Below are 14,171 nucleotides of genomic sequence, written 5' to 3'. Positions count from 1 at the left end.
CAAAGGAGAATCATTAAGAAAAGGAGCTTTAAAGAACGAGTAACATTAATTTTTTATATAATTGCAGTATCTTTCAAAGTGGCACTGTTTGACCGAAACAGGTGGCACCATCACTCCGAAATAGCCACTAATGATGAACTATATAACATTTATGAAAAGAGTTATAATTCTAAAAATGATCCTGTGCGTTCAAAGAAGTATCATCTCAAGGAGGGAGATACTATAAAAATACGCATAGAGAAAAATGAATATGACTATGATACATACGATAACATTAAAGAACACCGTCTTTATACTGAAGATGATTTAACACTAATAAGAAGATACAAATTCACCTACTAATCCTAACCACTGCACCCGAACCATGAATTTTACCAATCCTGTTTATAGGCCAGGCAAGCTGCTGTCTTTAGTTATATTATTGTTTTATTTCAACCATACTTACTCTCAGGAAAAAATGCCAAAATCTACTAATATTTTTCAGATTGAAGGGACGACTGTTTATGGCCAGTCTATAGACAAACAAACCCGCTGTGTACATTGGCAATCAGCCCTGGATGTAATCGCAATTAAATTTAAATGCTGCGATAAATACTATCCTTGTTTTTCCTGCCATGAAGAAGAGGCCAACCACGAACACGAGGTATGGCCTAAAACAGCCTTTTCAGAAAAAGCCATCTTATGTGGCGTTTGTGGCCACGAGCTTAGTATTATAGAATACATGACCTCCAGCAATACCTGCCCAAATTGTGAAGCCAGCTTTAATCCTGGCTGCAGCAATCATTATCATTTGTATTTTGAAACCGATGATGGCATTTCGGAAACAAAGGGCAGTTGATGTACTTCTGTTTATTACTGCTTAGGTATCCCGCTACGTCCCATCTGTCACTGGTTAAGACTTTATGGAACTTCGCGCCTGCTATAATTATCAACAATAAATTTTATTAAATCCCCTGAATTCAACTTTTAACCAATGAAAAACTTATTTATTCTCTTCTTCCTAATCACCACAACAGGCTTTTCTCAGTCTACTAAAGAAAACCTTTTTAAGCAGGATGTTGCTGCACTTGTTGAGGAAATGGAATTCATGTACGGTTATGATCAGCTCCTGCGTGAATATCTTATTTTCAAATCCCTAAACAAAAATGAAACAGACAGTTTAGAAGTTCTACCGGATAGCCTTCGAGTTGAAATAATAAAAGAGCGACAATTTGAAAATGATAGCCTAAGTAAAATTATTTCAGGGATTATATTGGCCCCAAGGATGCTAAACACACGGCCAGAATAATAGAGATCACCAAAAAATATGGATTCCCGAGTACCAAAAGAATAAAGCAATATTATGATAAGGAATTTTCTGATCCTGAGTTTAGTCCTGCCATTCTCCTGGTTCACGCTCCAAAACCGTATTGGGAAGAATTAAAGCAACTTATGAAGAACGAACTTGAAAAGGGACGTATTGACCGGTGTACCTATGGGCATATGTTGTGGCATTTTACCGGGCGCCAAAGCTTTAAGCCACTTCTTGACAATGGTTTTGTAATGGAAGAAAAAAACGGCCGCACAAATTTAAAATCTACCTGCGAATAACTTGATTCCAAACCTTTAAATAAATTCGAAAGCTATCCGATTTTATAACCAAAATAAGTTTCAATAACCCCCATAAAGAATGAAATTTCAGATTAATACCTTCTCGGTGATATTTAAAAATTTTATGGCTCTGGCCATTTTAGTGCTTCTTTTAAGCTCCTGTGGCAACACCAAATACCACTACAAATTTGAAAGGGGAAGAATGATCGATTTTACTCAGGGAGAGTGGATTCTTAATAGGCCTTACACCAACTATAATGAAGAAAGGATTGGTAATATAGCACACAGAGAATTTGAAAAGATCCTGGAGGATTCATTATTTACTATAGATGAATTAAGGAGGGAAATGCTGATTCCGGCACAACTAACTTTTGACCCTTCCAAAGAATACCTTTTAGATTTAAAAACAGCCACAGGTAAAGACTATTTAATCAACGTGCAATCAAACATGATTAGAAATGAAATGAATTCCTTTCCTTCTAAACCTGCAATGGGGAGTATCACTAAAACAAATGAAGCTGGAATAATGATCAAGATTTATAATCTTAATACCCAGGAACTTCTTTCGGAAAGTACGGTAAGAGGAATTGCAACAGTAACCAGGAGTGCTGATCAAAAGGGTTTGAGCTACGTAAACAATGCCGAAACTATTTCGATGCAGGGACTAATTAAATTGATTAAGAGATATAAGAAATATGGTATCCTTGACTAAAAATTTTTAAGTCACCTACCTGGATATACTATCAAAAAAAATCAAAGCTAATTAAGGTTCAAGGATAAAAATTATATTCGTTAGCTGATCAGTTGTTAAGATGGAAATTTACCGCTTAGTTAGCTTACCACTCTTTTTTCCATACCTTTTGTTCTTCCTTTGAAAGGAACGTCCAAGCTACAATTCGACTGCTTTTATTGCCGGTTCCCATAGAAATGGTTTTAAGCTTATTGGGTTTTACTTTTTCTAGTAATTGATAAGTACCCTTTAGGTTAGATTGCTTTGATATCAAAGTTGAAAACCAGAAACAGTTTTTAGCAAATTCTTCACTTTCGCGAATCATGTTTTTGATGAATTTATATTCACCACCATCGTAGATAAGTTCATTTTTAGCTCCTGAGAAATTTAGTTTAGCTTCAGTTACTTTTTTTCCTGAGAGGTTCCTTATTTTTCGTCGACTGCCTCTTTGAGCTTCTTCAGTGGAGGCGTGAAAGGGTGGGTTGGACATGGTGAAATCAATTTTATCTTTTTTATCGATTATCCCTTGAAAAATTGCAGACGGATCTTTTTGTAATCGACAATCAACTTTACCTGTTAGCGATGGATTTGAATTAATAATTTGCTCAGCTGAGGCAATTGATGTGGGATCAATGTCAGAAGCTATAAAGTTCCAATCGTATTCTGTAACGCCAATAATAGGGTAGATACAAGTTGCTCCAACTCCTACATCAAGACCACAAACTTGACTACCTTTTTTTATTTTACCGGCATTGCTTTCGCTCAGTAAGTCAGCAATATAGTGAAGGTAATCAGCTCTACCCGGAATTGGTGGACATAAATTCTCATCAGGGAACTGCCAATTGTCTATGCCATAATAATGCTTTAGGAGCGCTTGATTTAGAAGTTTTACGGCGATTGGGTTTGAAAAATCTACTGAATCACCTCCATATTTATTGAGCTTAATATGGTTTTTTAATTTTGGAATAGCATCGACCAAGGCTTTCAAGTCATAAGGTTCCCGGTTTCTATTCCGATTATGTAATCTGGTTTTGTTTGATGGCATAGGTTGCTTAAATATGCTTTAGATAATTACAAATTTGCAAAAGTTTAGTTTCCTTGGAAAGTACTCAATATAAGAATTGGATATCTGCCACTGCTATTTTTTATAAGGTAAATATTATGTTTACAACTTTATCTATGGTTTTCTTACTAATTCACACTTCAAATAAAGGAAAAAAATCACCAATATTACAGCAATTACAACGTTACCATCGGCCGCGAATTGAGTCATTACCTCAAGACAGAGTGCTTATTAGTTTCTAAAAACAACGTTCATTATCACATTATAATGTGGTTTTTTGTATATTTTTATTTGCCAATTACATAAATGATTTAATTTTCACATTAAAGTGTGGATTTTAATGTAATTTTGATACTAATCATATTTATGATGTCTAATTCCACAGTATAATGTGTGTTTAGAGGTGTGAAAAATAAAAGGACCTATGGCAGCGATACAAAAGATTGGTCAGCTGATTCAGCAACGCCGCGATAATATGCGGGTTACCCAGAAACAATTAGCAGAGATGGCTGATATCGGGATCAATACGCTATATAAAATTGAGACCGGTCAGGCTAATCCGACCCTGGAATCTTTACAAAGAATCACAGATGTCCTTGGTATGGAAATCACATTGCAGGTCAAAAAAGTATAGGCATAAATGAGGCAAGCGACTATATGTTATAAAGGAAAGGAAGCTGGTATTCTGAAACAGCACGATGACGGGAGTTTTACTTTTCAGTACCTGGAAGCCTGGTTGGCTGTTCCGGAGAATCCATCTATTAGTCTAACCCTGCCAAGATCCCAACCGGAACATAACGCTAATTACTTATTCCCTTTTTTTTACAATATGCTTCCGGAAGGAACTAATAGACAAACGGTGTGTAAGGCTAACCGGCTGGATTCCGATGATTACTTTGGAATTCTTATGACTACCGCTCGTTATGATACGGTAGGTGCAATTACTGTCAAAAAAAATAAAGAGGTTAAATGAAAATAGATCACTGCCCAGGAACTTTAGCAGAAGGATTTAGCACTTATAGCAGAACATGTTTAAAGCGTGTTTTTGATGGGCGTAAAGTTTCACACGTATTGCCTTATGATGCGCCAAACTCTAATCTGCAAACCGATAAACTCTTTGAAGACAATCAAAAACGAATTTCTATTTCAGGGGTGCAGGAAAAATTCTCTGTACTTCTGGAAAAAAATAAGTTACGTCTTGTCAAAGAAGGGGAGCAAGGGACCCATATATTGAAACCGGTTCCCAATGCTGGCAAGAAGAATTTTGAAATGCCGGCCAATGAGCATTTAACCATGCAGATTGCGCGCCAGGTCTACAATATTGAAACTGCCGAAAATGCGATTATCTTTTTTGAAAATGAAGCTCCCGCCTATATAACAAAACGTTTTGATGTAAACCCGGACGGTTCGAAGAAAGCAAAAGAAGATTTTGCCACCCTTGCCGGTAAAACTCCACAGACACACGGTGAACACTATAAATACGAAGGGAATTATCTCGAATTATTTCATTTGATGAAAAAATTCCTACCGGCTTATCGTGTGGAAATCCCTAAATTATTTAAACTGCTGCTATTTAATTATTTGTTCTCTAACGGTGATGCCCACCTAAAAAACTTCGCCATTTTGGAAACCCCTATGGGAGATCACCGGTTGAGTCCAGCTTACGATTTACTCAATACTCGCATCCATGTAGGTGATAGCGATTTTGCCATGGAAGATGGCTTATTACCAAAAAGTATGGGGCAAACCACGACCGCAGGTCAGTTTAAAATTTTGGCAGAACAGGTAGATCTAAAACCAAAACAATTTGAACAGATAATGACAGACATGATGGAGCATTCAGAGAAAATTATCCAATTAACCCAGGCATCTTTTTTAGAAGAAGCTACCCAGCGAAATTATATTCAGGATTATCAATACCGGTTAAAACAACTTCAGAAAATAAAGTCTTAATCCTTTTTTTATTTCGAAGTAGAAGAGATAGAATATAAATTCTATGGCGATGAGAAGCAAAACGCGTTGATTATAATCCTGAATTTTGGAATTCTTTTAAGATTTAAAAAGATCTCATGAAAATTTATTTAATTATCCTTCTAGGCCTTTTCTCAATAACAGTGAACGCCCAGGATCTGAGCGATAGAGAAATCAAAACTTGCTAAGCTTGATTTGGAATATTCCAATCAGAATCAGAATAATTTTATTGATGAGCTAACCGGAGAAATTATTAGTGAATCGAAATAGCAAAAATTAAAGGAGAACACTGGTGAAATAACCGGTGAGCTCACCAAGATGACATATTTGCTAACATTTTATCATTTTTTTTTGACTTTCTGGAAATGGCGTGTACCTGGTTTGTACCTCAAAATAAGGGAAGTCTAGGTAATCCCTGAAAAGATGATTTCTGTATTGGAAAGTAATCTGTTTTGATTGATACAAATATTGAAGGTCTGTTCCTGGAACTTTTTGTTCCTGCTCCAGGTGTTTCTCTGCCGCAAATTTTATTGCTTCCTGATAAAGGGTCTGTGCTTATTTATTTGTTTTCTAATTTACGACAAATCTCTACTGCACTGATTTTTGCATAAGTCCGTGCTGAAAAACGTTCGTGTTTTCCATGCTCGTTAGGTAGAATAATTGGGTCATCTCCGTAAAGGGAATATTGTCCAATTAAAGACTCTGGCGTAATGCCTCTCTTCCAATTATGTTTCATGAATTCATCAACAATTGCTTTGGCTGCCTTCAAAGCATCTTCGTAAGTATTATACTGTCCATGGTTGTATGCCTCGGATTCGTCCATATAATGAGAGTTCTCGTAAACTCTTAAATGAAATTTTTTTGTCCCGGTTGTCATAGGTTTTTTTAAGTTGCTTTCTCTCAATCATTTTGAAGTTCCTATGTTGCCAAATGATGATGCACTATGACAAGCATATTGCTTGCTATATGATCTAATTTTTAAACATAGATTAAGTTTTTCCTGTCCAAAATATTTTCCCCGTTCAGTCGGTAAGCGACGAGCTTACCACCTTTTGCAACACTATAATCTAAACAACAAACATTGTCTTTGTAAAGAGATGGCTCACCTTTTAGCCAGTAATGCCCGAAGAATACTTTCTTGTCAGCACCATGATAATAGTCAAGGGATTTTAATTCGGATAATTGAATTGGTTGCTCTGGTAATACTTCAAGGGGGTGAACGCTTATTGACTTGTAGGTCATTTTTGAAGGATCTTCCCACCATTTTATTCTTATTTCAGTTCTTCTTGTTTCGTCTTTATCCTCAAAAGAAAGTCCCTCCGGCATTTTTATTTCTTTACCTTTTAGGGTTTGATCAATTGCCTCATTCAATTCTGTTCCTTTCTTTACCGATTGATGAATAAGGTCATCAGTCAATCTGTCGTTTACAAATGTCTTTTTAAGAAAGTCAATGTTGTTTTGATCCCAGCAGGCATGGACAGCTCTAAATGTGTCAGTTTCATAATATAGGGGAAGTGTCATGAACCAATCCAAATACTCTTCATATTCACTTTGTTTATTCTGAAATTGTTTGAGCGTTTCGTAATGTTGAATGATATTTTTAATTAAATGCTTTCTAAGATGTCCGCCTTCGGTTTCTTCTAAATGGAAACAAAGTGCGTTGTATTCGTGGTTGCCCATTAAGGCAATTGCATTTTCACTATCAACCATTGCTCTAACTATTTTGAGAGTTTCCCTGATTTTAGGACCCCGGTCAATATAGTCGCCAACAAATAATACTTTCCTGCTGGGATGTGAATAAGCTCCGTCACTTTTTTTATAGCCTAACTTAAGTAGTAATTCTTCAAGTTCGTCTGCGTGCCCGTGAATGTCTCCAATGAAGTCTATCATTATAAATCGTCATTTTATTTTATTGATCTTGGTTGCAAGTCGAGTGGAGTAGGGACGCTTTATCGGCTTGGTTGTTTGTTACTTAGGCTCTAAAATATCACTTTTTATTAGAATACCCGTTATTTGTGATTAACAGATATTATAACTTTGATTTCCTGGCCGGCACTCTAAAAGGAATTCCCATTGAGGTTAGAAGGTCAATGAAAGAATGCTTGTGAGATTTATAGCTACTCGATAAAAATATCGAAAATTTAATCCCTCATTGAGGGTTTAACCCGCCTGAATGAAATTATTTCGGGCAGGTTCTCCGAGGCCTGCCCGAATCATTCAGGCGGGCTTGCCTCGAATTTTTTAAAAGTATTTCTCCCCCGATTATTATCGGGACATACCTCGTGGGCTTGCCCCGAGGTTTTTGATTTACTTATTTCCCCCTGCACCACCCCGTACTGTCTTAATCGGAGTAGAAATTAGGATTAAAAACACGGCAAACAGAAAAAATGATACCGAAATTATCTTTCAAATCACCTGATCAAAAGTCCCTCAACCTGATACTCGCCAGCATCAAGCCACGCCTGTGATATCAACTAAACTAATTGTATTTCAGTCGCTTATGTTTACAGAAAGCAAATTCTTCTTTGAGTTTGTCGTATCTTAACATCTATTATTTCCCCCGGTTTAATAATCATGATGTATAAGATAATCTTCCCATTTCTATTTCTGTATTTTTGGACCGGCCTCAGCTTTCCAGAAGTACAGATTCCGGACGCCTATGCATCTGTAGATACAACTCTTAGCTGGATGCGCACCAATGAAACTTCAGTAGAAAATGTGGACAGTTCTCTGTATAGTGCAGATGAAGCTCTTGAGATATTGGATGTCAAAACACCTTTGTATCAAACCAAACTTAGTAGTTTGCAATTGAAAAAAAAGAACCTTGGCCAGGACCTTTCTTCTGATGAAGTTGCGGCCCTGAGTAGAGCCTACCAGGACAAGGCATTGTGGTTTAAAGAAATGCCCCATTTTAACAGGGACAGCACGGTCTATTATTTTGATATGGCTGCGCAACTCCTCCAGAATAGCCAGCCCTTACAATATGAGCTTTTGGCTGATCTGTACCGGGACATCACGGATAGAGCGAATAGGTCTCATAACTTTAATGTAGTGGATTCCCTGGCACCCATAGGTTGGGCTTATTACGAAAAAATCCCGGAAGGCAGGAAAGACAAGGTCCTGGGTTATGATTTATTGATCAACTGGGCTTTGATAAAAATTATAAGAGGAGAACCAAAACCGGGCCTGGAGCTCTTTGTAAAAGCCCTGGACTTGCTCGAAGAAGATAACAGGCCTGAGATTCAGCTTAAAATATTGAAAGATAAAGGTAGGTTTCTCTATCAATATGGTTTGCCTGAAGAAGAAGAAAAAGCAATTCAGTATTTAAAGGAGAGTATGATTGGCTATCAAAAATCAAATTACCCGGAAAAGAATGAGGCCCTTGTCATCTCCTATAAGCTATTGTCTTATCATTTTGGAGATTCAAATCCCGATTCGTCTGACTATTTTATGAACCAGTTTCATGAGCTATTGCCTCAAATCACCAATCCTTTCCATCATACCTGGCACTATTACTCAATGGGCAATAACCTGATTAAAAGGGAAAAATATAAAGAAGCAAAATCATACCTGATCAAAACTATACAACTTTTGGAGGAATATGACCTGACTACGATTGATACTTATCAATTTGCACATTCCCGTATAGGTGACATTGCCATGGCGGAAGGCAGATATGATGAAGCAATAGCCTATTATGAAAAAGCCAGGAATTCCTCAATTGCAATTAATACCAAAGCAAATACGGCACATTTTATCAAGAAATTGTACAGTGTTTATGATCTCATAGGAGATTACAAAAAAGCTCTTGAATACTATATCGAATGGTCAGAGGCTAACGATATAATCGAAGTAGAAAGAAATGAAAGAAGCCTTCGTGAAAAGGAATTACAGGAGAATGTTCTCGAGCAAGAGAAAGAGCTTACTGCAAAGCAGCAACAACAAACTATTTATATTATTGCCTTAACTATTGGTGTTTTATTACTGGGATTGTTATATCGTAATTACAAACTAAAACAAAGTAGTAATCAAAAGCTAAAAACATTGAATGAAGAGTTAGCCCATAAAAATGTATTGCTTGACAAGCACAATGCCGAAAATGAACTGCTCCTTAAAGAAATACATCACCGTGTCAAGAACAATTTAGAAATGGTAAAAAGCCTGATTGCTTTGCAGTCGGCTCAAATAGATGACCCTGCCACTAAAGAGGCCATGATTGCTAGCCAAAATAGAATACAATCGATGGGCATTATTCATCAAAAATTATATCAGGGGACAAATCTGGGAAGTATTGAAATGAAGGATTACTTTATCAATCTGAGCGAGGGTATTCTAGACACCTTCAATGCCGAAGACCGGGTGAAAATTGAATGTGCTATGGATAACCTGGAGCTGGATGTAGACACAGCTGTTCCCATAGGCCTTATTGTAAACGAGCTGCTTACCAACGCGCTCAAATATGCCTTTCCGCAAGAACAACAGGGAGTCATCAATATTAGCCTGGAAAAGGACAGGGAGCATAATCTAAAACTAAAAGTGAGCGATAACGGGATTGGGAAAACAGCAGGACTTGCTCCCAAAGGCACCGGTTTCGGCTCCCTATTGATAGAGTTACTTACACGGCAACTTAACGGGAAGATGAGGGAACGCAGTGATATAGGAACTCATGTAGAATTTGATTTTGCCATCCAGAAAAGTGCATAATAAGCGAAAAAAATATTCGGAATTTTATCGGTTAAATAAAAAGAAAAGATTGACAGTTGATATGATTCGGGAATTAGAACGGATTTTACATATTTCAGCTTCCGTACTTGTAAGTAATTATCAGCTGTCGAAGTAAAAAACAAAGGATCTTGCAATTAGCTTAAAATCGGGTGGAGTTTTAGATCTAATCATTATTCGTTTTAACGTCAGGTGATCGAAGATCTAGGGTTATTAAACCTTTGGGGAGTGGCAGGTAATCAACAAGCTCATGATAGGAACTGAAGCCAGGTATTGTCCTTAGTCTACATAGGAATTTAAATTTTGATGCGGTCCAGTCAAGAGCTTGAATGCTATGGTAGTAGGAATTTGTTTTATATCCATTATTTTTGACTTATAAATATCAATGCCGTTTCGGTTTTTTCTGCCAGTGCAAGTGCCAGGTGACCAAATGCTTTCTCATTTTTACCGGCTGTACCCAATCCCATTATTACCAGATCATGCCCGGAAGCCTGCTTTATTAGTTCAGTTTCCACGTCATCATTGGGGATGATATGCACTTCAGTCTTTCCGGGAATGATGCGGCCCGCGAAACGTGAGAGGTTTAAATTATTCTTTTGAATTGTTTCACGGGGTGTATTTAAGGGCAGAATTTGTATAAATGTGATCTCGGGCTGGGAGGCACGCCACAGGCTGGCGGCAACTCTTGCGCGAAGCGGGTCATGACTTCCAAATCCCGCTACCGGAATAAGGATTTTTCTTGCTTCGGTAATTTTCCAGCCGCTGTAAGGCTGGCGGAAAACTACCACATCTGCTTTCACGTGTTTCACCAGTTTTTCAAGATTTTGGTTGGTTTGAAAATCGTTGAGGTCACTCAGCCCCAACAACAAACTCCTGCAATTGTGTACTTCGACCACCCGTTCGATCTCTTCCCAGGGATGGTCTGCAATAGTGGTGAGGCTATCCGGGCGTAAACCTGCTTCAAAAGAGGCTTTAAGTGCGTACTGGGTAACATCGCGGCTTGATAAAAGTCGTTTCTCAAGATCGTCTTTTTCGGTGCTTGGGATAACGATGGAATGCAGCAGGACCCGTCCTACCACCGGAGGCGCCAGTGCATTTGCCAGAAAAACCATGGATTCCGCATTTGCAGGATTTGAAATTGGGAGCAGAACCAGAGGACTTAATCCTCTTAACCGGATAAGATCCGGATCCAGGGCCTGTTCAGAGGCTTCAATAGCCCGGGCTTTTTTTACAAAAAAGGATACAAACAGAACGGCACCTATAAGGAGCCATAACAGGGCAATAATTCCGGCAGCGGGCACCACAATAGCCTGAAATATAGCCAGTCCTAAACAAGTGATTATTCCCACGATGGGAAGTGCAGGGAAAAAGGGTGCTCTGAAGGTTTCACTTTCTTTATATCCGCGATTTCGCATTAAGATCATAATGAGATGTGCCAGTGCAAAAGTGATAAGAAAGATTAAACTGGAAGCCGCGCCGGCTGCCGCCAGATCCGGCAGGATCATAACAAGAAGTGCTACAATTCCACAGGTAACCCATATGGAAGTTACAGGTGTTCCGAATCTTTCATCAATATTTGACAGATGATGGTTTAAGGTACGGTCTTTTGCCATTCTCAGTGAGATACGTGAAGCAGCAAAGAGGTTGGCTTGTAAAGCTGATAGCATTGAAAATATACCCGCGACCAGAACCAGCCAGAACCCAAAAGCGCCCAGATAGTTTTGCGCAGCAACAGCCAAAACGGTTTCAGGATTTTCCCGACTCATTTCTGTTATTGACTCCCCCGGCAGTACACCTACGGTGGACATTAGAAAAAGTAAGGGTAGGTAAACTGCAAGTCCAACTGCAAGTGTTCCCACCATTGCCTTAGGGATCGTTTTTTCCGGATTTTTGATTTCACCTGCGGCAGAACCTATTAAATCAAACCCCTGAAGGGCGATAAATGTATACCCCATCGCAGCTATCACTCCGCTGAATCCACCCGAGAAAAACGGGTCGAGGCTTTGGGTAATCTGACTGAATGGTGTTTGAACAAAAACAGCTAGTCCGCCGGCTATAAGTATTGCGAATACAGCGAGTTTACCAATATTGATAACGGCACCGCCATCACCGGAACTTCTGCTAAGGCTGAAAGCAAAGTAACCTATGGCTGCAAGGGCCAGCAAAACCGGGAGCATTCCAAACTCCAGGATCCCACTGAGGGTGTCTGACGGAATTTGCTGAAGGGCAAACAAAGCGAAGGCCCCAAATCCAAGAGCATACAGAACTGCAGCTACCAGAGAAGCAAACCAAACGATCCACCCCACCCCAAACGCTACCTGAAGCGATAACGCTTTCTTGGCATAGGTATAAGTGCCACCCGACTGCGGATTCGCCGAAGCCATCTCAGCAAAACTGAGGGCAGTAATAAAGGCTATTAAGCCATTTAGCGCAAAGGCCAGGATTGCCGAAGGCCCGCTCACGGCATAGGCCACCCCGGCCAGGGCCAGTATTCCGCCCCCAACCATCGCACCCACGCCAATGCCTAAGGCTCCGAAAAATCCGATTGTACGTGCCGTTACTGAAGTGGATGGTTCTGTATTCATACTGAATTTAAAATTTGGTGGTCAGGCGTTTATCTATGCTAAATTTAGTCATTACTTTCAAAATGAGTGAGCCTAACATTGAAAAGAACCAAGAGACAAGAACCAAGAGACAAGAATCAGGAGACAAGAGACAAGAGAAAAGATTTTGAACTTTTGGAGAAACTGGATTCTGGAAGTGAGTTAGATTAGGGTTCAACATTCAGGATTCAAGGTTTCTGTAATCATAGCGAATTTTATTATCGATAAAAAAATTCCGGATCAGAAATTCTATATTTACTAAATTTAAAAGTATACTGCGATGGATCTTATCAGCATGGATATTTCTCCCCATATGGGGGTTGGAGGCTGTGGATTTAAGAATTGAAAACAACCTGAATGAAAATAGAAAACAGCAGCCGCAATGATCTGGCAGAGATCTTTAGATTATATAAAGAGGCGACTAAATTCCAAAAAATTAAATTCCCTGAAAATCAGTGGCCCGAATTTAGTCGGGACCTTGTAGTTAAAGAGCTGGAGGAAAACAGGCAATTTAAGATCATAATTGATAATAGCATAGCCTGTATATGGGCGGTAACCTTTAGCGATGCTGAAATATGGCAAGAAAAGAACAGAGATCCGGCCATTTATATTCATCGAATTGCAACCAACCCTCATTTTAGGGGGCATAATTTTGTCTCCAAAATCCTTAGCTGGGGGAAAATATATGCACAGCAAAACAATAAAAAATTTATAAGACTGGATACCTGTGGTAATAATTTGAAATTAATTTCCCACTACTGCAAGGCCGGTTTTAATTTTCTTGGAATTAAGAAGCTGAAAGATTCAAAAGGCTTACCGGCTCATTATGAGAATGCCGATGTTTGCTATTTTGAAATAGAGCTGGAAAATATAACAAAGCATACTCAATGAAGAAAATAGTTCAGATTTTAATAATGTTCCTGGCGGTAACGGCTATAGGCCAGAATTCCCAGAAGACCAATGAAGATCAGATCGAGGATCTTATTGTAAATTCCTTTCAGAAGATATTTTCTGATATGGATCCGCAGGCACTTGATACCTATTGCACTCAGGATTTCTTGTTACTGGAAACCGGAGAGGTTTGGAATATGGAAAAAATGAGAAATTATGTAGAGCGAGCCAGAGAACAAAAAACACAGGTGAAAAGGATAAATTCTTTTGATTTTATAGAGCTAAAAATTGAAGGCAGGATGGCCTGGGTGGCTTATTACAATAAAGCTGAATTTAAGGCCGGAGATGAAGTTGTAAGAGAGATGAACTGGCTGGAAAGCGCAACCGCCATTCTCACTGAAGAGGGATGGAAATTGCAGCTGCTACATTCTACGCTAGTTAAAGAGTGAAAATTAAATTCTTCCAACTTAGGTCTCACGATTTCGCACTACCTCAGGCAGTAAGGTACGGGTTATCCGCAAAAAATAAGCTTGTAGAAATATAGAATAGATTATATAACGAGTTGTGCTTCATTTATTTAATAAATATTAAATTTATGTAC

The 14,171-nt window shown here is 38.6% G+C and carries 15 protein-coding genes; 11 read left to right on the top strand and 4 right to left on the bottom strand.

The window, feature by feature from the left end; genetic code table 11:
- The 5 genes from LB467_RS10245 to LB467_RS10225 all read left to right on the top strand — a co-directional run.
- A partial coding sequence (locus tag LB467_RS10245; protein WP_224473944.1) for a hypothetical protein occupies window positions 1–342 on the top strand: 342 nt, incomplete at its 5' end.
- Between the two features lie 115 nt (window positions 343–457).
- Window positions 458–838, top strand: a complete 381-nt coding sequence (locus LB467_RS10240; protein ID WP_224473943.1) for a CHY zinc finger protein — start codon at window positions 458–460, stop codon at window positions 836–838.
- Window positions 839–973: 135 nt separating this feature from the next.
- Window positions 974–1,288, top strand: coding sequence for a hypothetical protein (locus LB467_RS10235; protein WP_224473942.1), 315 nt, complete (start codon window positions 974–976; stop codon window positions 1,286–1,288).
- 143 nt (window positions 1,289–1,431) lie between these two features.
- Window positions 1,432–1,590, top strand: a complete 159-nt coding sequence (locus LB467_RS10230; protein WP_224473941.1) for a hypothetical protein — start codon at window positions 1,432–1,434, stop codon at window positions 1,588–1,590.
- A 79-nt stretch (window positions 1,591–1,669) separates the two neighbouring features.
- The gene (locus LB467_RS10225) at window positions 1,670–2,302 is read left to right on the top strand and encodes a hypothetical protein (protein ID WP_224473940.1); all 633 of its coding nucleotides are present in this window, start codon (window positions 1,670–1,672) and stop codon (window positions 2,300–2,302) included.
- A gap of 124 nt (window positions 2,303–2,426) precedes the next feature.
- Here LB467_RS10225 and rlmF read toward each other — a convergent pair whose 3' ends face one another.
- Window positions 2,427–3,365 (bottom strand): 23S rRNA (adenine(1618)-N(6))-methyltransferase RlmF, encoded by a 939-nt coding sequence (rlmF, locus tag LB467_RS10220; protein ID WP_224473939.1) that lies wholly within the window; start codon window positions 3,363–3,365, stop codon window positions 2,427–2,429.
- A 442-nt stretch (window positions 3,366–3,807) separates the two neighbouring features.
- Here rlmF and LB467_RS10215 point away from each other — a divergent pair, with 442 nt between their 5' ends.
- Genes LB467_RS10215 through LB467_RS10205 form a run of 3 tightly spaced genes read left to right on the top strand, consistent with a single transcriptional unit; the run spans window position 3,808 to window position 5,336 of the window.
- Window positions 3,808–4,017, top strand: coding sequence for a helix-turn-helix domain-containing protein (locus tag LB467_RS10215; protein WP_224473938.1), 210 nt, complete (start codon window positions 3,808–3,810; stop codon window positions 4,015–4,017).
- Between the two features lie 6 nt (window positions 4,018–4,023).
- Window positions 4,024–4,356 (top strand): HipA N-terminal domain-containing protein, encoded by a 333-nt coding sequence (locus LB467_RS10210; protein WP_224473937.1) that lies wholly within the window; start codon window positions 4,024–4,026, stop codon window positions 4,354–4,356.
- Complete coding sequence (locus LB467_RS10205; protein WP_224473936.1) at window positions 4,353–5,336, top strand: type II toxin-antitoxin system HipA family toxin; 984 nt, start codon at window positions 4,353–4,355, stop codon at window positions 5,334–5,336. The genes LB467_RS10210 and LB467_RS10205 overlap by 4 nt, the downstream gene beginning before the upstream one ends.
- A gap of 577 nt (window positions 5,337–5,913) precedes the next feature.
- On the opposite strand, the gene LB467_RS10200 is transcribed toward LB467_RS10205, so the two are convergent.
- A complete protein-coding gene (locus LB467_RS10200) occupies window positions 5,914–6,258 on the bottom strand; it encodes a hypothetical protein (RefSeq protein WP_224473935.1) in 345 nt (114 codons plus the stop codon).
- A 74-nt stretch (window positions 6,259–6,332) separates the two neighbouring features.
- Window positions 6,333–7,244, bottom strand: coding sequence for a metallophosphoesterase (locus LB467_RS10195; RefSeq protein WP_224473934.1), 912 nt, complete (start codon window positions 7,242–7,244; stop codon window positions 6,333–6,335).
- Between the two features lie 684 nt (window positions 7,245–7,928).
- On the opposite strand from LB467_RS10195, the gene LB467_RS10190 reads away from it, so the two are divergent.
- Window positions 7,929–10,058 (top strand): tetratricopeptide repeat-containing sensor histidine kinase, encoded by a 2,130-nt coding sequence (locus tag LB467_RS10190; protein WP_224473933.1) that lies wholly within the window; start codon window positions 7,929–7,931, stop codon window positions 10,056–10,058.
- Between the two features lie 380 nt (window positions 10,059–10,438).
- On the opposite strand, the gene LB467_RS10185 is transcribed toward LB467_RS10190, so the two are convergent.
- A complete protein-coding gene (locus tag LB467_RS10185) occupies window positions 10,439–12,661 on the bottom strand; it encodes an APC family permease (protein WP_224473932.1) in 2,223 nt (740 codons plus the stop codon).
- Window positions 12,662–13,036: 375 nt separating this feature from the next.
- Between LB467_RS10185 and LB467_RS10180 the strand changes: the two genes are divergently transcribed.
- Together LB467_RS10180 and LB467_RS10175 are read left to right on the top strand one after the other, a co-directional pair.
- The gene (locus tag LB467_RS10180; RefSeq protein WP_224473931.1) at window positions 13,037–13,570 is read left to right on the top strand and encodes a GNAT family N-acetyltransferase; all 534 of its coding nucleotides are present in this window, start codon (window positions 13,037–13,039) and stop codon (window positions 13,568–13,570) included.
- Complete coding sequence (locus tag LB467_RS10175) at window positions 13,567–14,019, top strand: DUF4440 domain-containing protein (protein ID WP_224473930.1); 453 nt, start codon at window positions 13,567–13,569, stop codon at window positions 14,017–14,019. Before LB467_RS10180 ends, LB467_RS10175 begins: the two co-directional genes overlap by 4 nt.
- Window positions 14,020–14,171 lie beyond the last annotated feature (152 nt).

The sequence above is a fragment of the Salegentibacter tibetensis genome (assembly GCF_020164485.1).
GTDB classification, from domain to species: Bacteria; Bacteroidota; Bacteroidia; order Flavobacteriales; family Flavobacteriaceae; genus Salegentibacter; species Salegentibacter tibetensis.
Note: the sequence above shows the minus strand (reverse complement) of the source record. Positions and strands in the feature narration are given on the sequence as shown.